The sequence below is a fragment of the Desulfolutivibrio sulfodismutans DSM 3696 genome (assembly GCF_013376455.1).
GTDB lineage: Bacteria > Desulfobacterota > Desulfovibrionia > Desulfovibrionales > Desulfovibrionaceae > Desulfolutivibrio > Desulfolutivibrio sulfodismutans.
Genome location: NZ_CP045504.1, coordinates 2,370,844 through 2,390,206 on the forward strand (window position 1 = coordinate 2,370,844; position 19,363 = coordinate 2,390,206).

At 64.6% G+C, this 19,363-nt stretch carries 18 protein-coding genes; 11 read left to right on the plus strand and 7 right to left on the minus strand.

The features are described 5' to 3' along the window. Positions 1 to 102 precede the first annotated feature (102 nt). From GD606_RS11130 to GD606_RS11145, 4 genes are read left to right on the plus strand one after another with little or no spacing between them, the layout of a single operon-like run. Positions 103 to 399, plus strand: coding sequence for a YtxH domain-containing protein (locus tag GD606_RS11130; RefSeq protein WP_176629279.1), 297 nt, complete (start codon positions 103 to 105; stop codon positions 397 to 399). Next, positions 383 to 613, plus strand: a complete 231-nt coding sequence (locus GD606_RS11135; protein ID WP_163303061.1) for a hypothetical protein — start codon at positions 383 to 385, stop codon at positions 611 to 613. The genes GD606_RS11130 and GD606_RS11135 overlap by 17 nt, the downstream gene beginning before the upstream one ends. After that, entirely contained in the window at positions 610 to 2,769 is a 2,160-nt protein-coding gene (locus GD606_RS11140; protein ID WP_163303062.1) for a heavy metal translocating P-type ATPase, read from the plus strand. Before GD606_RS11135 ends, GD606_RS11140 begins: the two co-directional genes overlap by 4 nt. Then, positions 2,763 to 3,482: a FeoA domain-containing protein gene (locus GD606_RS11145; RefSeq protein ID WP_163303063.1), complete on the plus strand. Its 720-nt coding sequence runs from the start codon at positions 2,763 to 2,765 to the stop codon at positions 3,480 to 3,482. Before GD606_RS11140 ends, GD606_RS11145 begins: the two co-directional genes overlap by 7 nt. On the opposite strand, the gene GD606_RS11150 is transcribed toward GD606_RS11145, so the two are convergent. Further along, positions 3,460 to 4,011, minus strand: a complete 552-nt coding sequence (locus tag GD606_RS11150) for a hypothetical protein (protein WP_163303064.1) — start codon at positions 4,009 to 4,011, stop codon at positions 3,460 to 3,462. The two genes, GD606_RS11145 and GD606_RS11150, sit on opposite strands and share 23 nt — an antisense overlap. A gap of 149 nt (positions 4,012 to 4,160) precedes the next feature. Between GD606_RS11150 and GD606_RS11155 the strand changes: the two genes are divergently transcribed. Beyond that, the gene (locus GD606_RS11155; protein WP_163303065.1) at positions 4,161 to 4,616 is read left to right on the plus strand and encodes a pyridoxamine 5'-phosphate oxidase family protein; all 456 of its coding nucleotides are present in this window, start codon (positions 4,161 to 4,163) and stop codon (positions 4,614 to 4,616) included. Positions 4,617 to 4,733: 117 nt separating this feature from the next. Further along, the gene (locus GD606_RS11160) at positions 4,734 to 7,433 is read left to right on the plus strand and encodes a cation-transporting P-type ATPase (protein ID WP_163303066.1); all 2,700 of its coding nucleotides are present in this window, start codon (positions 4,734 to 4,736) and stop codon (positions 7,431 to 7,433) included. A 79-nt stretch (positions 7,434 to 7,512) separates the two neighbouring features. Here the strand turns inward: GD606_RS11160 and GD606_RS11165 are convergent, their stop codons facing one another. The 4 genes from GD606_RS11165 to GD606_RS11180 form a co-directional block, all read right to left on the minus strand. Further along, complete coding sequence (locus tag GD606_RS11165; RefSeq protein WP_163303067.1) at positions 7,513 to 9,768, minus strand: C10 family peptidase; 2,256 nt, start codon at positions 9,766 to 9,768, stop codon at positions 7,513 to 7,515. A 366-nt stretch (positions 9,769 to 10,134) separates the two neighbouring features. Next, a complete protein-coding gene (locus tag GD606_RS11170; protein ID WP_163303068.1) occupies positions 10,135 to 10,419 on the minus strand; it encodes a Crp/Fnr family transcriptional regulator in 285 nt (94 codons plus the stop codon). 50 nt (positions 10,420 to 10,469) lie between these two features. After that, a complete protein-coding gene (locus GD606_RS11175) occupies positions 10,470 to 12,011 on the minus strand; it encodes a C10 family peptidase (RefSeq protein WP_163303069.1) in 1,542 nt (513 codons plus the stop codon). Between the two features lie 97 nt (positions 12,012 to 12,108). Next, entirely contained in the window at positions 12,109 to 12,792 is a 684-nt protein-coding gene (locus tag GD606_RS11180) for a Crp/Fnr family transcriptional regulator (RefSeq protein ID WP_163303070.1), read from the minus strand. A gap of 116 nt (positions 12,793 to 12,908) precedes the next feature. On the opposite strand from GD606_RS11180, the gene GD606_RS11185 reads away from it, so the two are divergent. The 3 genes from GD606_RS11185 (at position 12,909) to GD606_RS11195 (ending at position 14,769) form a co-directional block, all read left to right on the plus strand. After that, on the plus strand, positions 12,909 to 13,079 hold the full coding sequence (locus GD606_RS11185; RefSeq protein WP_163303071.1) for a hypothetical protein: 171 nt from the start codon (positions 12,909 to 12,911) through the stop codon (positions 13,077 to 13,079). A gap of 264 nt (positions 13,080 to 13,343) precedes the next feature. After that, positions 13,344 to 14,309: a 4Fe-4S dicluster domain-containing protein gene (locus GD606_RS11190; RefSeq protein WP_246298751.1), complete on the plus strand. Its 966-nt coding sequence runs from the start codon at positions 13,344 to 13,346 to the stop codon at positions 14,307 to 14,309. After that, on the plus strand, positions 14,302 to 14,769 hold the full coding sequence (locus GD606_RS11195) for an iron-sulfur cluster-binding protein (RefSeq protein WP_163303576.1): 468 nt from the start codon (positions 14,302 to 14,304) through the stop codon (positions 14,767 to 14,769). The genes GD606_RS11190 and GD606_RS11195 overlap by 8 nt, the downstream gene beginning before the upstream one ends. Positions 14,770 to 14,789: 20 nt before the next feature. Here GD606_RS11195 and GD606_RS11200 read toward each other — a convergent pair whose 3' ends face one another. Both GD606_RS11200 and GD606_RS11205 read right to left on the minus strand, forming a co-directional pair. Continuing rightward, a complete protein-coding gene (locus GD606_RS11200; protein ID WP_163303575.1) occupies positions 14,790 to 16,058 on the minus strand; it encodes a Y-family DNA polymerase in 1,269 nt (422 codons plus the stop codon). A 24-nt stretch (positions 16,059 to 16,082) separates the two neighbouring features. Continuing rightward, a complete protein-coding gene (locus GD606_RS11205) occupies positions 16,083 to 16,532 on the minus strand; it encodes a LexA family protein (protein ID WP_176629280.1) in 450 nt (149 codons plus the stop codon). Between the two features lie 500 nt (positions 16,533 to 17,032). Here GD606_RS11205 and GD606_RS11210 point away from each other — a divergent pair, with 500 nt between their 5' ends. Further along, positions 17,033 to 18,220, plus strand: a complete 1,188-nt coding sequence (locus GD606_RS11210) for a polysaccharide biosynthesis/export family protein (protein ID WP_211922258.1) — start codon at positions 17,033 to 17,035, stop codon at positions 18,218 to 18,220. Positions 18,221 to 18,273: 53 nt separating this feature from the next. Beyond that, entirely contained in the window at positions 18,274 to 19,200 is a 927-nt protein-coding gene (locus GD606_RS11215) for a WcbI family polysaccharide biosynthesis putative acetyltransferase (protein ID WP_163303574.1), read from the plus strand. Positions 19,201 to 19,363: the final 163 nt, after the last annotated feature.

The window sequence follows — 19,363 nt, forward strand, 5'->3', positions numbered from 1 at the left end:
AATCCGGCGTTTTCGGACGCACAAGGCATGGTCTGACGCGGCCAGCCGCCTGCCGTCCGTCGTCTCCGGCCGGTTGCAGCCGCATAAAAGGAGCGTACACGCATGTCCCATACCCCGAAATATCCCCCTGACGGCGGATATCCCACAGCGACAGGATATCCGGCTGCCGGCTCCCTCACCCAGGGCTGGTTCGCCGTCTCCGATCCCGGCTACATCAAGGGCGCCCTGCTCGGCGCGGGCCTGACCTACATCCTGACCAACCAGAAGGTGCAGCGGGCCCTGGTCAAGGGCGTGGTGACCGTCTGGACGGCGGTCCAGGGCGGCATCGAAGAGGTCAAGGAACAAATCCACGATGTGAAAGCCGAAATGAGCATGAAAGGCGATGCGGACAAAACCTGAAAACATACGCGCCAAGCGTGAACTGGCCAAGGTCGGCATGGCCGTCTCCCTGGGCACGCTTCTGGCCACGGGCTTCATGGAACGCATGGGCGGCCAGTCCGGACAGGCGGTGCGCAATGTGCATCTGGCCTCCGGACTGGCGCTTGTGGGCTTTTCCTACTGGCATTGGAGCCTGTACCAACGCAGCACCGATTGCCGGGGACATCGCGCATGACAAAAACTCCCGAACGCATTGCCGTCGGGACGGACGTGGGCCGCTTCCGGGCGGCCCACGTCCTGCCCCGCCGGGTCCGGTTCACCTCCCCGATTTTTGACGATCCCGGATTTGACGGCGCCTATTTCCAGGCCCTGGTGGAGGCCGTGCCCGGGGTGGACGAGGCCCGGGTCAATGTCCGGGGCAGGGCCCTGGTGGTGGCCCATGACGGCCGGGCCGACACCTGGGACCGCCTGGCCGCACGCCTGCGGGACATCCCGGCCGAGGCCTGGCGCGGCGGACGTCCGGCCGAGTCGCGCATGACCCTGGGCGACGTGGGGTCCAAGGCCCTCATGACCCTGGCCGCCGGAACCCTGACTTATCCGGCCAGGGCCGCCGTGGGCTGGGCCCTGGGACTGCCGACCATCGCCGAGGGGGTCCACGCCCTGCTCACCCGGGGGCTCAAGGTCGAGGTGCTGGACGGGGCGGCCATCGCCCTGTCGCTATTGCGCGGCCATTATTTCACGGCCGGGGCCATCACCACGCTTCTGGCCCTGGGCCGCTACCTCGAAGACAGCACGGAAAAACGCTCCACGGCCCTGCTCAAAGGGCTTTTGCGCCCCCAGGCCGAGACCCTGTGGGTGGTGCGGGGCGGCGTGGAGAGCGAGATTCCGGCCGCAAAGGTCCAGGTGGGCGACGTGGTGGTCTGCGGGGCCGGGGAGCTCGTCCCCATCGACGGGGTGGTGTCCGAAGGCGAGGCCTCGGTCAACCAGAGCTCCATCTCCGGCGAGTCCGTGCCCGTGCATAAAAAACCCGGCGACGAGGTCATCTCCGGTTCCGTGGTCGAGGAGGGGCGGCTGCTCATCGCCGTGGACCGGGTGGGCTCCGAGACCTCCCTGGCCCGCATCAGCCGGTTCATCGAGCAGTCGCTACGCAGCAAGTCCAAAACCCAGACCAAGAGTTCCGAACTGGCCGACAAGCTGGTTCCCCTGACCCTGTCCCTGGCCGGGATCAAGCTTTTGACCTCCCGGGACATGAACCAGGCGGCCTCGGTGCTTACCGTGGATTTCTCCTGCGCCGTCAAGCTGGCCAGCCCCGTGGCTGTGCGCTCGGGCATGTACGCCGCAGGCAAGGCCGGGGTGCTCTTAAAGGGCGCTTCCGCCCTGGACGCCCTCTACGACGTGGACACCATCGTTTTTGACAAGACCGGCACCCTGACCACGGGCGACATCGCGGTCACGGACCTGTTCCCCGCAAACGGCCTGACCCCGGAGGAGCTTTTATGCCTGGCGGCCGGGGCCGAGGAGCATTACGACCATCCCGTGGCCCGGGCCGTGGTGCGCGAGGCCAAGGCCAGGAATCTTCCCCTGCCGCCGATCAGCCGGGTGGACTTCATCGTGGCCCACGGCGTGTCGGCGGCCATCGACGGCCAAAACGTGCTTGTCGGCAGCCATCATTTCATCGCCGAGGACGAGGGCGTGCCTTGCCAGGACATGGACGACACGGCCCATGCCCTGCGCAGCCAGGGTAAGTCGCTTTTGTACGTGGCCCGGGAGGGAAGCCTCGTGGGCTTGATCGCGCTTCGCGACGACCCCCGGCCCGAGGCCGGGGCGGTGCTTGACGCGCTCAAGGCCGCAGGCATCAGCCGGGTGGTGGTCTTGACCGGCGATCACCGGGAGACGGCCAACGCCCTGGCCCGGCAACTGCCCCAGATCGACGAGGTCCATTTCGAACTCAAGCCCGAGGACAAGGCGGCCATGGTGGCCAAGCTCAAGGAATCGGGCCGCACCCTGGCCTACGTGGGCGACGGGGTCAACGACGCGCCCGCGCTTATGACCGCGCATGTGGGCATCTGCATGCCGAAAGGGGCGGATCTGGCCCGGGAGGCGGCCCAGGTGCTGCTTTTGAGCGAGAGCCTCTTCGCCCTGCCCGTGGCCAAGGAAGCGGCCATGCGCACCAACACCATCGTCAAGCGCTGCTTTTATTCCACCATCGGGCTCAATTCGCTGATTCTGCTTCTGGCCGGATCGGGCCTTTCCCCCCTGGCTTCGGCGCTCTTGCATAACGTCAGCACCGTGGGCATCCTGGGCTATGCGGCCGCAGCCGCCGGGCGTCCGCTTTCCGGCGCGAAACGGGCGGAGCTTTCGAGTCATTCCACCGAGGAGGCGGCATGTTGACCCCCCTGACCAAGGCCCCATTGGGGATTTCCATGGCCGTTTATAAAGTCGTGGGCCGGGGTTTCGGCGAACGCATGGCCCGTTTGGGAGTGTTCGTGGGCACCACGCTCACCCGCCTGGGCGACGCCGTGAGCGTTTCGCCGGTCAAGGTGCGCGGCCCCGCGGGCGAGGCGGTGTTGAGCGGTTCCTGGGCGGCCAAGATGGTGGTGCACCTGGACGATGACCGCCGCCTGCCGCTTCTGGAATGTTCCCCGGGCGAGACCGGCCATGTGGAGGGCATCATCGGCCAGGACCGGGTCGCCGAGTCCATGGCGGCGTTGGGGCTGCGGGAAAACGACCGCATCACCTTCGTGCGCCGCCTGCCGCCCATGGCCTACAACGCCCTGGCGGACGGCAAGTCCCGGGTGCGCCTGGGCGAGGGCATGGCCTCCAAGCTTTTGGGGCAAACCCCAAGCGGGCTGGTCCAGTTTTGCGGGGTGGGCGTGGGCGAGGAGTTCACGGTCACGGAGATCCTGGCCGGGGAAAACGCCCGGCAGACCTTCGAGTCCCTGGGCATCCGCCCCGGCACGCGGCTTGTCCTGCAAAACGTCACCGCCGGACAGGTCATGCGCCTGGCGAGGCACAATCCCGTGGTCTGCGCCACCAGCGACGGGCTGCGCCTGTATTTTCAGGAAAAAGACGCCGACCGGATCATGGTCGCGCCCCGGGAGTAGGCCCCGGGGCCAGGCGGGACGAACGCCTCTGGAGCGCGCCAAGCACGGCCCCCAAGAGCGCCCCGGCGGGGACCGTCGCCCATCCGGCGTAAAAAAGGCTGAACGCGCCCATGCCCGCCGCGATGGCCAGGCTTTTGAACAACAGCCCCGGCCCGGCAGGCATCCCGGCCAGGATGCCCTGCACCCCCTCCACCGCCGAGATGAAGACCGAACACACGGCCGGGGCCGCAACGCCCACCGCCGCCCCGGCCACGGCCCCGCGAAAAAGGCCGGGCCGGGCGGCGACCATGCTGCGCCACACCACATATCCCGTGGCAAAGGCTGCGGCCGCGCCGTAAATCCACATGGTCTGCGCCGGGCCCGGAGACGCCAGGCTGTCGGCAAAGGCCCCGACGACCAGCCCGGCCGGGGCGCAGGCCGCCGCCATGGCCAGGCTGCGCCGGGAAAGCGACGGGGCGGTACGCCCGCTCGTCCCGCCCGCAAGCTGCCCGGAGGGCGTCATCCTTTCCCTGTTGCTGCCCTGCTCCATGTTCTTCCACCTTTGAGAGACGCCCTTGGACCGGAACCGCCGATCCGCAAGGAACCGAAAAAGGTTCACACCACCAGGCACTCCTGATATCATGGCTTCCAATCCCAAGCCAGCACTGCAATCCTCTCCCCCACATGCAAGGAGCCTCCATGCTGGACACGATCCTGGCCTTTCTGGCCTCGCGCGACCTGGGCGTCCTGGCCACGGCAGACGCCGCCGCGCCCCATTGCTCGCTGATGGCCTACGTCATGACTCCGGACGGCCACATCTGCATGGCCACCCTGCCGGACACCCGCAAATGGAGAAACGTCCTAGGCAATCCCGAGGTGAGCCTGCTTGTGGACAACCGGGAGTTGCTCCCGGCCCTGGGCCGCGAGTCCCTGACCGCCGTGACCGTGACCGGTCGACACACCCCCTTCCCCGATCCGGCGGAGGATGACGCCGCCAAACGCCTGCTGGCCGAACGCCACGGGCATCTCGGCGGCATCCTCACCCGGCCCGAGGCCCGGATCATCCGCATCCGGCCGACGGCCTACCAGCTCGTGGAGGGCCCGGTACGATCCCGGGTGATGGCTGCCGCGCCGTCAGGGGATCGCCCGGCATGACCCCGGGCGCAGGCGACACAGGCATCACGTTGCAAGGCGTCCTGCCGAAAGCGCCGCCGCGTTTTACGCAAAGCGCGCGTCCCCTCGACGACGCGCCGGACAGACGGTGAGGTACGCATGGACTCCCTGCTCGACAAGCACTGGCATCACCTGTCCCCCGAAGAGGTCATGGACCTGCTCGGCACGGACCCGGACACCGGCCTGGACATCCTGGAGGCCAAACGCCGTCTGGCCGAATTCGGGGCCAACGTCCTGACCGGCAGGCCCGGCAAGACCGCCCTGGAACGCCTCCTGCTCCAGTTCCACCAACCCCTGGTCTACATCCTCATCGTGGCCGCCGTCGTCACCGCCGTACTCGGCGAATGGGTGGACGCCTGGGTCATCTGCGGCGTGGTGCTGGTCAACGCCGTGGTGGGCTACGTGCAGGAGGCCAAGGCCGTCAAGGCGCTGGCCGCCCTGTCCGCCACCATGAAGGCCGAGGCCACCCTGGTGCGCGGCGGCAAGACCTCCCGGGTGGACGCGGCGCAGCTTGTGCCCGGGGACGTGATCATCCTGCGCTCGGGCGACAAGGCGCCCGCCGACGTGCGCATCGTCTGGTCCCGGGAACTGCGGGTGGACGAGTCATCCCTGACCGGCGAGTCCCTGCCCGTGGAGAAAAGCCCGGCCGCCGTGGCCCGCAGCGCGGTTCTGGCCGAGCGCACGGGCATGGCCTATGCCGGAACCCTGGTGGCCTACGGCCAGGGCCTGGGCGTGGTCACGGCCACCGGCGGCAGCACGGAGCTGGGGCGCATCGCCGGTCTCGTGGAGGCCGCCGACGAACTGGAAACCCCCCTGACCCGCAAAATCGCAAAATTCAGCCACCTGCTGTTGGTGGTCATCCTGGCCCTGGCCGCCGTGACCTTTTTCATCGGCATCCTGCGCGGCGAACCCGCCTCGCACATGTTCATGGCCGCCGTGGCCCTGGCCGTGGGGGCCATCCCCGAGGGGCTCCCGGCCGCCATGACCATCATCCTGGCCGTGGGCGTGTCGCGCATGGCCGCTCGCAAGGCGGTCATCCGCAGGCTCCCGGCCGTGGAGACCCTGGGCGGGGTCACGGTGGTGTGCTCGGACAAGACCGGCACCCTGACCGAAAACCAGATGACCGTGCGCGAAATCTTCGCCGGAGAACACTACGCCGAGGTCACCGGCGCAGGCTATTCCCTGGCCGGGGACATCGTTCCCCAAAACGCCGGGCCGGACAACCGCGCCCTGTCCCGGTGCCTGTTGGCCGGACTGTTGTGCAACGACGCGACCGTGGAATCCGGCGGCGACCGTCCCGCCATCCAGGGCGATCCCACCGAGGCGGCGCTTGTCGTGGCCGCCGCCAAGGGGGGGTTTTGGGCCGACGCGGCCCGGGCCGGATATTTGCGCCTGGACACCCTGCCGTTTGAGTCCGAGCACCAGTACATGGCCACCCTGCACCAGGTCGACGAGGCCCGCGCGGCCTTCCTCAAAGGATCGGCCGAACAAATTCTGGCCCGCTGCGACACGGTCCTGGGTCCGGACGGCGCCCCCGGCCCCCTGGACCGGGAGGCCATGCTGCGGGTGGTGGACGCCATGGCCGCCAAGGGGCTGCGCGTCCTGGCCCTGGCCGAAAAGGCCATGCCCGGGGACGGCCGCCAGGTCGGACATGGGGATGTGGCCTCGGGGGGGGTATTTTTGGGATTCCAGGGCATGCTCGATCCGCCCCGGCCCGAGGCCGTCGCCGCCGTGGCCGCCTTCCGGAAGGCCGGGGTGCGGGTGAAGATGATCACCGGCGACCATGCCGTGACCGCCGTGGCCGTGGGCAACATGCTGGGGCTGGGCGTTGACGTGTGCCGGGACGATCCGGCCTGCAAGGCCCTCACCGGGGCGCAACTGGCGGCCATCGGCGACGAGGAGCTGATTGGGCGTGTGCAGGAGACCTCGGTCTTCGCCCGGGTGTCGCCGGAACAAAAACTGCGTCTGGTCATGGCCCTCCAGGCCCGGGGCGAGGTGGCGGCCATGACCGGCGACGGCGTCAACGACGCCCCGGCCCTCAAACAGGCCGACATCGGCGTGGCCATGGGCCGCTCCGGCACGGACGCGGCCAAAGAGGCGGCGGACATGGTGCTCACCGACGACAACTTCGCCACCATCGCCGCCGCCGTGGAGGAAGGCCGGGGGGTCTTCGACAACCTGATCAAGTTCATCGTCTGGACCCTGCCCACCAACCTGGGCGAGGGGCTGGTGATCCTGGCCGCCTTCGTCTTCGGCACGGCCCTGCCCATCCTGCCGGTGCAGATCCTGTGGATCAACATGACCACGGCCGGAAGCCTGGGGCTCATGCTGGCCTTCGAGCCCAGGGAGCCCGGAATCATGGATCGCCCGCCGCGCGCCCCGGACAGGCCTATCCTGGGGGCCTATCTGGCCGGGCGCATCCTGTTGGTGGGGGTGGCGCTCCTGGTGGCCTCCTTCGGGCTGTTCGAATGGGAGCTGGCCCTGGGATCGAGCCCCGAGTCGGCGCGCACCGTGGCCGTCAACGTGTTCGTCATGGCCGAGGCGGTCTACCTCTTTAACGCCAGATCGTTTTTCCGTTCACCCTTCGCCATCGGCTTTTTCAGCAATCCCTACGTGATCGGCGGGGTGGGGCTCATGGCGGCCCTGCAACTGCTCTACACCTACGCGCCGGTCATGAACGCGCTGTTCGGCAGCGCCCCCATCGGCCTTGGGGCATGGGGTAAAATCGCGGCGGCGTCTGTGGTGATTTTCTGCATCGTGGAGTTGGAAAAAAGACTGCGCCGGGACATAAGCATTTAATTTCCCCCGCATGGTGGACGCAAATGCCCCGGGGAACAGCCGCCCCCGGGGCATTTTACGTCGTATGACCAGAAGTCGTCTATTGGCGGCCCGTGGAACTTCCGCCCTGATAGATCGTCGGAGATGCTGTCGACACATCCCCCTTTACGGCATCCAAGGGGGACAACGTGGCGTAATCCGCCATGAACGTACCAGCAGCACCCGCATAAAAACCAAAACCAACCTTTCCAGTACTGTACGTCGAATCCGTCACCGAATAAAGCAATGTTTCGTTCATGTAAAATTTCAAACTAGAACCTGATGCGGTGACGCGAAGCACATTCCAGTCGTTTCCTTTTATGGCAGCTGATGTCAGCCAACCAGTATAAGAATTCCATGATCCATTGTCCATTCTGGAAACATTGAAATACCCATCAGTCGTAAATCCAAAATAATATCCAGAATTAAACAACCCATCCTCATCAAGTGGCGTCGGCGTGGCCCTTAATAATATAACATTGGCCCATTCATCCACGACACTTCTTTTCATTCTCACAGAATAGTCAAAATTCTGGAAGTTGACACTTGTATATTGAAGAAGGTTGAACTTGTTCATGACAGGAGAAGAAACCGTAGCCGCTCCCGAGGAAATGCTCCACGGGCCGTTATACTGCGTCCAGTTGCCCAGAGTGCCGGTGAACTGCTCGTTGAATCCGCCGCTCGAACCGCCGCCAACGACCGTAGGGATGTCCAGGGGCATGAGATTTACGCCGCCGCCCGAACCGCTGCCGCTCCCAGTGAAATTTACGCCCCAGACGTTGCCGGTGGTGATGGTGTCGTTGGTTGATGTGCCCGTGGTCGCCGACTTGGAGGTGAAGGTGTATCCGGCCTTGGACACGCTTATGGTGTAGTTGGAGGCCGACGGAACTTTGCTCAGGGCGTAGATGCCCTTGGCGTCGGTGGTGTCGGTGTAGGTTCCGCCGCCGGAACGAGTGGCGGTGACTGTCGCCCCGGCAATGGGCGTGCCCGTGGAATTCGTGACCCGGCCGCTGATGATTTCGCCGGTTCCGGTCTTGTAGACATTGTAGACGCACTTGTAGACGGAATTGAAGTTGTAATACGTGGTGTCGATGGTCGGCAGATTGTACCACAAATTGTTGCTGCCCGACCATCCCATGTTCAAATGATGGTACATGGTCGAGGAATCATACCCGTAGCCGTCGCCGACAATGGCATGGCCCCCGTCCCCCGTTATGCCGAAAAGCACCGGATACCCGGCGTCCAGGTTGGGATTGACCATGGCGTTGCGATTGGCGGTCGGCAGGTTGCTATAGTTATTGAGGCCCCTCATGGCGTTACTGTAGCCGAAGGTGTTCCTGAAGGCGCTGGCGGCATACAGCGTGTCTGTTCCAGATGCGTCGGAACAATAGTCCATGTTCACGGACACCCCCGCGTCGGCGGTCAGGGCGCCGATGGCCTGGCGCTGGGCCGTGGTGGTGGAGGCGCCGGGGGACAGCACCATATCCGACCAGGAATAGGCCCCGCCGCTGCCGTTGCCGCCACGCAAGGCCCGGGTGGCGGCGCTGCCGCAGACGGAGATGTCAAACGAGGCCGTGCCGACCCCTGTCGTGGGATGCTGGTGAAACCGCATGAGCTGGGCCATGGCCGTGGCCACGCAGCCGCAGACATAGTTGTTCGGGGTGTAGATGTTGTAGGTGTTCACGCCGCCTGCGGTGTCCTGGTCCCAGGTGCTTTGCACGAGGGGGGCCACCCAGACATCGGAGATGCTGGCCGTGCCGGTCTCGACAGCGTTTTTCTGGGAGGCGGCCCGGGAAAGCGTGTCCCAACGAGCCTTGGCCGCGACCCCGGCTGTGAGTGCTTCCTGTTTTTTCAACTCCTCCTGGCGCACGAAGGCCACGCGCCCGGGAACGTCCTGCGACACCAGGGCACCGAGGGGAGTTTTCGGCGACGGGTCGTACACCCCGTCCGGGGAGAAACCGATGATCGGCTCCACCTCGTCGTCCGCCGGGACGATGACGAACCCTTTGGGATTGGTAGAGACGATGTAATAGGCAGCCTGCCCGTCCGGGCCATCATAGCGCGACACGGACATGGCCGTCTTTCCCATATCCGTTTTCATGGGCCCGGCTTCGAGAGACAACCATCCGGCCACCACCTGGCTGGCCTGCTCCGGGGTTGTCGGGCTGGCCAGCAGAAGCGCTGGAAAAAGACACAGCGCCACAAAAAAACATACCGCTCCACGGCCTCTCTTCATCGTTAACCCCTCCATGGTTTTAAATACGCCACTCCATGCAACATATGGAAATATCAACAGAGAATCTTGCCATACTTTCAAACGCCTCCTCCGCTGTATTTGCATGCCCTTTGCAAAACAGCATCACCGGACAGCGTTGTGAAAAACGCAAGACGGCCCACAACGAACCCCTGACAAGAACGCCTACAGGCCCCTCGCCAGGCAAACCCATTGCCGGACAACAAAAAAATCCACTAAAAAACAGATGATTATTTGACGACTATCAAGAAGAGAATATCAAATATTTCAACAGGCCACATCTGTCAATGGATGTGGTGAAAAATGCGCGGCCGCAGGTGAGTGCATAGGCATTCATCCATCTGAATTTCTTGCCACCCCCTCCTTAATCTTCTCATTTTGCGTAAATCTGGCAGAATGCTGCGGCACGTTTCCATACCCCCTGCGACTTCACCCCGCCGCATCCCCTCCCCGGCCGGCCACGGCCGCCAGGCCCTCACGATCCAGTATCTCGACCTCCCGGCCGGTTGACCGCACCACCCCCTGTCGGGACAAACGCCCCAAAACCCGGGAAACGGCCTCGGGCGTGGCCCCCACGATCTTGGCCAACTCCCGCTGGCTGATCCCCAGGGCCACCAGGCGCCGCCCATCCCGGTGCTCTTCCCGGGCATGCAGCAAAAAACCGGCGATGCGCCCGGGCAGGCCCCTAAGCGACAGGGATTCGATCATCTCCATGACCTCCCGACCTGGGCTCCGCCAGCCGTCCGCCGTCTCCCCGCTTCGCGTTACTCGGACAGAAGCAGCAGATTCGATCCGGCATTGTCCCCCGAACCGCTGCTGGTTCCCGTGAAATCCACGCCCCAGACGTTGCCGGTGGTGATGCTGTAGTTGGTGGACGTGGCCGTGGTCGCCTGCTGGGAGGTAAACGTGTATCCGGCTTTGGCGACATTGATGGTGTAGGTCGAGGCGGACGGAACCTTGCTCAGGGCGTAGATGCCCTTGGCGTCGGTGGTGCCGGTGTATGTTCCGCCGCCGGTGCGGGTGGCGGTGACCGTGGCCCCGGCAATGGGCGTACCCGAAGCATTCGTGACCCGGCCGCTGATGATTTCGCCGGTTCCCGTGACATAGACATTGTAGATGCACTTGTAGACGGAATTGAAGTTGTAATACGTGGTGTCGATGGTCGGCAGATTGTACCAGAGATCGTCGCTTCCGGCCCATCCCATATTCAGGTGATGGTATAACGTGGAGGAATCATAGCCATAGCCGTCGCCGACGATGGCATGCCCCCCGTCGCCGGTGATGCCGAAAAGCACCGGATATCCGGCGTCCAGGTTGGGATTGGACATGGCGTTGCGGTTGGTTGTCGGCAGGTTGGAACCGGAATTATATCCTGCCATGGCATTACTGTAGGAGAACGTGTTCCTGAGCGCGTTCGCGGCTTTCAGCGTGTCCGTCCCTGAACTTCCGGAAGTGTAGTCCATGTTCACGGACACGCCCGCGTCGGCGGTCAGGGCCCCGATGGCCTGGCGCTGGGCCGTGGTGGTCGAGGCGTCCGGGGACAGCACCATGTCCGACCAGGAATAGTCCCCGCCGCTGCCGTCTCCGCCGCGAAGCGCCCGCGTGGTCTCGACGGAATCGATGTAAATTGTATAAGAATCCGTTCCAACCCCGGTGGCGGGGTGCTGGTGAAACCGCATGAGTTGGGCCATGGCCGTGGCTACGCAGCCGCAGACATAGTTGTTCGGGGTGTAGATGTTGTAAGTGTTCACCCCGCCAGCCGTGCTTTGACTCCAGGTGCTTTCCAGCAGCGGCTCCACCCAGACGTCGGAGATGGTGGGGACACCGCCTTTCGCCGCGCCTTCCGTGGTTGCGGCGCCCAGAAACCTGGCCCATTTTCCCTGGGCCGTGGCCCCGGACGTGCTGGCTTCCTGATTTTTCGTCGCTTCCTGGCGCACGAAGGCCACGCGCCCGGGAACGTCCTGGGACACCAACGCCCCAAGGGGATTTTTGGGAGAAGGATCATACGCCCCGTCCGGGGAGAAACCGATGATCGGCTCCACCTCGTCGTCCGCCGGGACGATGACGAATCCTTTGGGATTGGTATAAACGATGTAATAGGCGGCCTGACCGTCCGCGCCGTCATAGCGCGACACGGACATGGCCGTCTTTCCCATGTCCGTGCGCAACGGGCTGTGGTCAAGCGTCAGCCATCCGGTCACCATCTGCCTGGCCTGCTCCGGTGTTGTCGGGCTGGCCAACAGAAGCGTCGGGAAAAGACACATGGCCACAAAAACGCATACCGCTTCACGGCGCCATTTCATCATCAACCCCTCCATGGTTTCAAATACGACACGGTATACATCGTATGGCAATGTCTACGGATGATCGTCGCCATACGTTCATACATCCCGCCGCGTTATCTCACCTGCCGGCCACGGCCGCCAGGCCCTCGCGATCCAGTATCTCGATCTCCCGGCCGGTTGACCGCACCACCCCCTGCCGGGACAAACGCCCCAAAACCCGGGACACGGCCTCGGGCGTGGCCCCCACGATCTTGGCCAACTCCCGCTGGCTGATCCCCAGGGCCACCAGACGCCGCCCGTCCCGGTGCTCTTCCCGGGCATGCAGCAAAAAACCGGCGATGCGCCCGGGCAGGCCCCTAAGCGACAGGGATTCGATCATCTCCATGGCCTCCTTGAGCCGCTCCGACACCACCCGCAAAAAATGGAACAGGATGGACGGATCGCGCCGGGCCATATCTTCCAACACCTGTCCGGAAAAAAACACCAGGCGGCTGCGGGTGAGGGTCTCGGCGTGGGCCGGAAAAAGCGCCTCCCCGAAAAGCGCCCCCAGGCAGAAGGGCTCCCCGGGCCCAAACACGTACAGCGTCTGTTCCTTGCCGTCGTCCCCCAGTTTGAAAAGCTTCACCCGGCCCGTGAGCACCAGGAAAAACCCGCGTACGGCGTCGCGCTCCGAGGCCACCCGGGTTTTCGCGGCATAGGTTTTGGCCACGGCCCCCGTGGCCAGGGCCGTGAGCTGTTCGGACGGCAGCTCCCGGAAAAAATCCAGGGACTTGAGGGTCAAAAGCAGCGATGCATCCGTCATGGTCGTAAAATGCCCTCTCACGTTGATCCCGGTCAATGCCTTTCCCGCCTATGGGGATAGGAAGGGGTGGCCAGCACACATCCGGACCTTATTCTTTTATGCACAGGGGATTGCCCATGTCCAGACCGCACGAAAACCAGGCCCCCGGCCACGCCCCGCAGTTTTGCGACGCCCGGGAAGCGGGCGACGGCCCCATACGCATCAGCCCACGCGCCGTAAAGGAACTGGAAAGCCTTTTTCCCGGCGACGAGACCCGCCATGTCCGGGTCATCGCCACCCCCGGCTGATTCGGCCCCAAGCTCGGCCTGGTTCTGGATGAACCGGCCCATACCGACCTCACGGTCCCCCACGGCCGCTTCCGGCTGTGCATCGACGCCCTGGTGTCCCGGGACATCGGCCGGGTGGACATCGGCCTGGACGTGACGGGCCATTTCCAACTCACCAGCCAGCACTTCGGATCGGGGTGCTGACGGCTCTCCCCCTTCCTGTCTCGCCGGGACGCCGCCAAGGCCCCGTGAGGACGCATCCTCAAACCGCATAAGGAAACCGACGTGAAACGACGCGCCTTCTTGAAAACCCTCGGACTGGCCGCCGCAGCCACGGCCTCCGCCGCCGTGCCGGGGATGGCCGCTGAAAAACCGGTCGCCCAGGGGACGGTTTTGGCCACCCTGTTCGACCTCTCCAAGTGTATCGGCTGCGGGGCCTGCGTCCAGGCCTGCCGCGAGGCCAACGCCGACCGCTATCCCGAGCCGAAAAAACCCTACCCGACCATGTATCCGGGCCGGGTCAAGGTGGAGGACTGGTCGGACAAGCGCGACGTGGACGACCGCCTGACCCCGTACAACTGGCTATTCATCCAGTCGGCCAGCGTGGACTACCAGGGAAAGGCCCAGGACATCCACATGCCCAGGCGCTGCATGCACTGCATAAAGCCCCCCTGCGCCAACCTGTGTCCCTGGGGCGCGGCCAGCAAGGCCCAAAACGGCTCCGTGCGCATCAACACGGACATCTGCCTGGGCGGGGCCAAGTGCAAGACCGTCTGCCCCTGGTCGGTCCCCCAGCGCCAGACCGGGGTCGGGCTCTACCTGGACCTTCTGCCATCCCTGGCCGGGAACGGGGTCATGTACAAGTGCGACCGCTGCTACGACCGCATGGCCGCAGGCGGCCTTCCGGCCTGCATCGAGGCCTGCCCCAACGAGGTCCAGAGCATCGGGCCCCGGCAGGAGATCGTGGAAAAGGCCCACGCCCTGGCCAAATCCATAGGCGGCTTCATCTACGGTGAGACGGAAAACGGCGGAACCGGCACCATCTACGTCTCCCCCGTGCCCTTCGAGCTCATCCAGGCCGCCTCGCCCCCGGGCCCCGGCCGCCCCACCCTTGCCCCCGTGACCGACGCCATGTCCTTTGAGACGTCGCTGGCGGCCGCCGCCGTGGTGGCCCCCCTCGCGGCCGTGGCCGGGGCGGTGTTGCGCGTCGCCAAACGCAATTCGGACGGAAAGGAGCACAAACATGGCTAGTTCCCCCATCGCCGCCTGGGAAAAAAAGGCCTTCGCGGTGACGGTCTTCGGGCTGGGGCTGACCGGCGTGGCCCAGATGCCCATCTTCAGCCGCTACTATATCGCCGACATCCCGGGCTTCGCCTGGCTGGGCAATTTTGTGTTCACGCACATGCTGCATTACGCCCTGGCGGCCGTGTTCCTGTATTTCGCCTTCCGCTTCGCCGCCATCTATGTCCTGGCCTGGCGGCGCGACCATCCCCTGACCGCCTCGGGCCTCGTCCGGGCGGTGCTGTATGCGGCGCTGATCGCGACCGGCGCGGTGCGCATGATGAAAAACCTGTCCGGGGTCTACCTGGGGGAATGGACGGTGCTGGTGGTGGACTGGACCCACCTGCTCTTCGCCATGCTCCTTCTGGGCGCGGTGCTGTGGGCCAGGGGAGGCGGCAGGCGGGGCTATACGGCCATGTCGCGGCTGTAAGGAAACGGATGCCCGGGCCGTCAGTCCGCGCGCACCACGGGGATCTCGTCCCAGACCGTGGTGTAGCGCGGCGACCGGCGGCCCTGCTTCATGCGCCAGGGCCGGGCGAGGCCGCTGGCCGCAAAGGTCAGGGCGTCGCGGCCATGCCGGGCGTTGATGCCGTCCACGACGCACATGAGCGCCCGGGCGCGGGCCGTCTCCCGGGGGTTCTCCAGGAGGCTGCCGCGACAGTTTGCGGCCGGTTCGAGGCCAAAAAGCATGACCCCGGTTTTCTTGTAGCGGAAGCCCGGCCGGAAGATGCGGCCCAGGACCGCCTGCCCCAGCCGGATGATCTCCGGGGTGGCGGCCGTGGGCACGGCAAAGGCCGCCGTGTCGGACACGGCGTACTGGGGCTCCCCGGCGACAAACCGGTTGGTCTGCACGAAGACCAGGATATTCCCGGCCACGCACCCTTTGCCCCGCAGCCGCTCGGCGGCCCGGGCGGCATGGAAGGCCACGGCCTCGCGCATCTCCCCGGCATCCGTCACCGGGCGGCCGAAGGACCGCGAGGCCACCACGGACCTGGGCGGGGCCGGGGCCGCGTCCAGGTCCAGGCAGGACACCCCCTGAAGCTCAAGCAGGGTCTGCAGGCCGATCACGGTCATCCTGCGGCGCACCAGCTCCCGGGGCAGCCGGGAAAAGTCCAGGGCCGAACGCACCCCCAGGCCGCGCAGCCAGGCCCCATGGCGACGCCCGATCCCCCACACCTCCTCCACGTCTACGCCCCGAAGAACCCGCTCCAGGTCGGCATGGCCGCACAGGTCCAAAACGCCGCCCAGGGCCGGGTCTTTTTTGGCCAGCCGGTTGGCGACCTTGGCCAGGGTCTTGGTGGGACCAAGCCCCACGGACACCGGGATGCCCGTAAAACGCCGCACCGTGTCCCGCATGCCCCGGGCCAGGGCCACGGCCTCCGGCAGGCCGGTCAGGTCCAGGAAGGCCTCGTCGATAGAATAGACCTCCATGGCCGGGGCGAACCGGGCCAGGGTGTCCATGACCCGGGCGGACATGTCGCCGTAGAGGGCGTAGTTGGAGGAAAAAACCGCCACCTCGTGGCGTTTCAAAAGCTCCGCGCATTGGTAGGCGGGCTGGCCCATGCCGATGCCCAGGGCCTTGGCCTCGGCCGAACGGGCCACGATGCAGCCGTCGTTGTTGGAAAGCACCACCACCGGCCGGTCGGCCAGGGCCGGGCTGAAGACCCGCTCGCAGGAGACGTAGAAGGCGTTGCAGTCGACCAGGGCGAAGGTGGGCATGGGGGCCTTTGGGGACAGACGGGGTTACGGACGGGACACGGCCTTGTGGATGATGTAGGTGACCACGCCCCAGATCTCGAAGCTCTGCTCCGGGGCGACCTCCGTGGGGGCGAAGTCGGTGTTTTCCGGCACGAGCAACAGGCGGCCCTGGGACGCCTTCAGGCGTTTGACCGTGAGCTCGCCGTCCAGGGCGGCGATGACGATGTTGCCGCTTGCGGCCGCAACGGCCCGGTCCACCACCAGGATGTCGCCCGGGGAGATGCCCGCGTCGGTCATGGAATGGCCGTGGACGCGCACGAAAAAGGTGGCCGCCGGATGCTTGACGAGGTGCTCGTTGAGGTCGAGCTTCTTGTCGATGTAATCCTCGGCCGGCGAGGGAAACCCGGCCGGAACCGAGGCCAGATACAGCGGCAGGGCGCAGGCCGAACGCTTCTCAAAGCCCAGGATTTCAAGGCCGGACAAAGTGGGGGTCATGGCTTTCGTTGTTCCTTCGCGGACAGGATCCGGGGGTTGGGAAAACGGGGCCGCCTGCCCGCACCCTGGCCGACTTCTCGGGATATCCCGCCCGCCCCGGGGCAGGGCCCGGACACCGCTCCAGCATAAGGAACCGGACGCGGAAGGTCCACCCCCGCCCGTCACCCCCGCCTCGCCGACCCATCCCGGGAAGGAACCGCCCCATGCGGAATCGCCCGGGCTGGTCGGGCAAAAGCCAGCACCGGCCCGACAATCTGGACAGGCCCCGGGAAGTCGTATAGATAGTCGCAGCGGCGGATACGGCGTCGTGTTCTGCGTGTGTGCCCAAGATATCCGAAATATGGGCAACCGCCACGTCCACCGGCGACACGGAACACGCGGCAACGCCCCCTTGGAGGGGAAGGGCCAGCCCACGCCGCACGACAAACACGCTTCATCCGGGCAACAAACCAGTTGCGCCACTGACGCCTACGAGGGGAATGACGATGCCTGGAAAGGCCTTGCCTACAAAATACGCCGCATGGGCCGTGGTGCTGATCTTCTCTCTGCTGGCCTCCGGCTGCGGACTCCCCGGCTCCGGACCTACCCGGGCCACCATCGACAAGTACCCGGAATCCGACAAAAATACGACCGGCATCAGCATCGTCGAGGTCAACGCCTCGATTGCCCGCCAACTGCGGGACAGCCTGCAAAAAACCATGTTTTCCGCAGTGTTCTCCGGGAATACCCTGGGAAATTACAGCGTCGGCCCCGGCGATATCCTCGAAGTGACCGTGTGGGAAAGCCCGCCGGGAACGCTTTTCAACAACCCCGGATCTGAACTCGCGACCGCCCAGACGGCCATGGCCCCCATGCGCTTCCCGGAACAACAGGTCAACAGCGACGGGTCTATCTCCGTGCCCTTCGCCGGATATGTTCCCGTGCGCGGGCTGACCTTGCGGCAGATTGAAGAGGAAATTTACAGACGCCTGCAGGGCAAGGCCAACGACCCCCAGGTGCTGGTCCGTCTGGCCAAAAACACCACGTCCACGGTGACTGTCGTCGGCGAAGTGACCAACAGCATCATCGTGCCGCTGACTCCCAAACGCGAACGGATACTGGATATCCTGGCCACCGCCGGAGGCGTCAAGCAGCCGGTCAACAAGGTGATGATCCAGCTGACCCGCGCGGAGAAGGTCCACTCCATCCCCTTGAAGGCCATCATCTCCGACAACAAGGAAAATCTCGTATTGGAGCCCGGGGACATTCTCACGGCCCTTTACCAGCCCAACAGTTTTATCGCCCTGGGGGCCACGGGCAAAAACGCCGAGGTGGAATTCGAGGCCACGGGGCTCACCCTGGCCCAGGCCCTGGCCCGTTCCGGCGGCGTCCAGGACGGCCGCGCCGACGCCCAGGGGGTGTTCATATTCCGGCTCGAGCCTATGGACAGCCTCAAATGGCCCACGCCGCCGACCATTGTCACCCCGGAAAACACCGTCCCGGTCATTTACTCGGTCAACCTCCGGGATCCTGCGACGTTCTTCGCCGCCCAATCCTTCCCCATCAAAGACAAGGATGTGCTCTACGTCTCCAACGCGCCAGCGACCGAGATCATGAAATTCTTGAGCATCATTACGTCCGTCACCAGCCCGTCCCTGAACACTCTGGGCTATATCCGGTCCTTCACGGCAACCGGCGCCTGGAACTAGCGCCTTTGCGATTGCCGGTCTCGTTGCGGACGTGATGGGTACGCTTTGTTGATATGAAAAAAATCGTTTTGTCCCAAACGTGCCAGGGCTTGGTGCTCAAGCAGCTGCTCCTGTCGTCCGATGCGTTCAAGAAGGATTTTGAGTGTACGTTCATTCCGAATTATGAAATCCAGGACGGCAAGCCGGGGCTGGCCCCCCCGACAGCCCTGCAGGAGGCGATCAAAACCTGCAACGTCCTCATCTATCACGACATTGCGCACTACGACTTTCCAACCCTCCTCCGCCAGATGCCGCCCGGCGGGGTGGCCATCAAAATTCCGTACATCACATCCACGATCTACTGGCCCACCTACGAATATCAAAATCCCTTCTGGCTGTGCCCCAGGGGGACCACGGCGCTCATCCCCTGGCCCTGCACAGTGCTCAACGAGCTCATCGTGTCCCTGCGGGACAAGAAAAAAATCCTGGACGCATATCTGGAGACGGATATCCCGTCCTGCCTCGACATGGACCGTTCCTGCACTTCACAAATCGCGTATTTGCACTCGGCCGAGGCCGGTTCCATTTTCAATATAGCCGAGTTCGTGGAAACACACTTCCGTGACACGCAGCTCTTCCACCTGATCAACCACCCGGCGCGGCCTGTCTTTCTTGAGTTGGCGAACGCCATTTTCACCCACCTCGACATGCCGCTTCTGAAAGACTTCCGCAGCGATCCCTTCGCCACGCATCAAATCCCCATCCATCCATCCATCATGCGGCATTACAACCTCTCCTGGTGCGATGAGACAACAGAATTCCAGCTTATGGACAAATCCTTCACCTTCAGCGAGTACGTCGCCCTTTATATCGATCTTTATATTGAAAAATTTCAGTACACCCGGTTCCCGTCCCTTCAGGACCAGAAAAAAAAACTCCCCGGGCTGCTGAAAAAGCTCACGGCTTTTTTCTCCCGGCGCCGCGACACGTCCGTCCCGTGAACGCTCCCTTGTGTTTCGCACCCCAAGCATACGCCGCCAATTTTTAAGAAAAAAAATAAGCATTTTAACTTGTTGCTTTCAAACTTCGTGCGCCGCGCCTTCGAGGACACGACTCAGGAAGCCGTACCGTGGCCTCGGAGGGGCGCCACACGGGCCCTGTCGG

Coding starts and splice junctions, on each gene's coding strand:
- GD606_RS11130 (WP_176629279.1), top strand. CDS start 103: ATGTCCCATACCCCGAAATATCCCCCTGACGGCGGATATCCCACAGCG.
- GD606_RS11135 (WP_163303061.1), top strand. CDS start 383: ATGCGGACAAAACCTGAAAACATACGCGCCAAGCGTGAACTGGCCAAG.
- GD606_RS11140 (WP_163303062.1), top strand. CDS start 610: ATGACAAAAACTCCCGAACGCATTGCCGTCGGGACGGACGTGGGCCGC.
- GD606_RS11145 (WP_163303063.1), top strand. CDS start 2,763: ATGTTGACCCCCCTGACCAAGGCCCCATTGGGGATTTCCATGGCCGTT.
- GD606_RS11150 (WP_163303064.1), bottom strand. CDS start 4,011: ATGGAGCAGGGCAGCAACAGGGAAAGGATGACGCCCTCCGGGCAGCTT.
- GD606_RS11155 (WP_163303065.1), top strand. CDS start 4,161: ATGCTGGACACGATCCTGGCCTTTCTGGCCTCGCGCGACCTGGGCGTC.
- GD606_RS11160 (WP_163303066.1), top strand. CDS start 4,734: ATGGACTCCCTGCTCGACAAGCACTGGCATCACCTGTCCCCCGAAGAG.
- GD606_RS11170 (WP_163303068.1), bottom strand. CDS start 10,419: ATGGAGATGATCGAATCCCTGTCGCTTAGGGGCCTGCCCGGGCGCATC.
- GD606_RS11175 (WP_163303069.1), bottom strand. CDS start 12,011: ATGATGAAATGGCGCCGTGAAGCGGTATGCGTTTTTGTGGCCATGTGT.
- GD606_RS11180 (WP_163303070.1), bottom strand. CDS start 12,792: ATGACGGATGCATCGCTGCTTTTGACCCTCAAGTCCCTGGATTTTTTC.
- GD606_RS11185 (WP_163303071.1), top strand. CDS start 12,909: ATGTCCAGACCGCACGAAAACCAGGCCCCCGGCCACGCCCCGCAGTTT.
- GD606_RS11195 (WP_163303576.1), top strand. CDS start 14,302: ATGGCTAGTTCCCCCATCGCCGCCTGGGAAAAAAAGGCCTTCGCGGTG.
- GD606_RS11200 (WP_163303575.1), bottom strand. CDS start 16,058: ATGCCCACCTTCGCCCTGGTCGACTGCAACGCCTTCTACGTCTCCTGC.
- GD606_RS11205 (WP_176629280.1), bottom strand. CDS start 16,532: ATGACCCCCACTTTGTCCGGCCTTGAAATCCTGGGCTTTGAGAAGCGT.
- GD606_RS11215 (WP_163303574.1), top strand. CDS start 18,274: ATGAAAAAAATCGTTTTGTCCCAAACGTGCCAGGGCTTGGTGCTCAAG.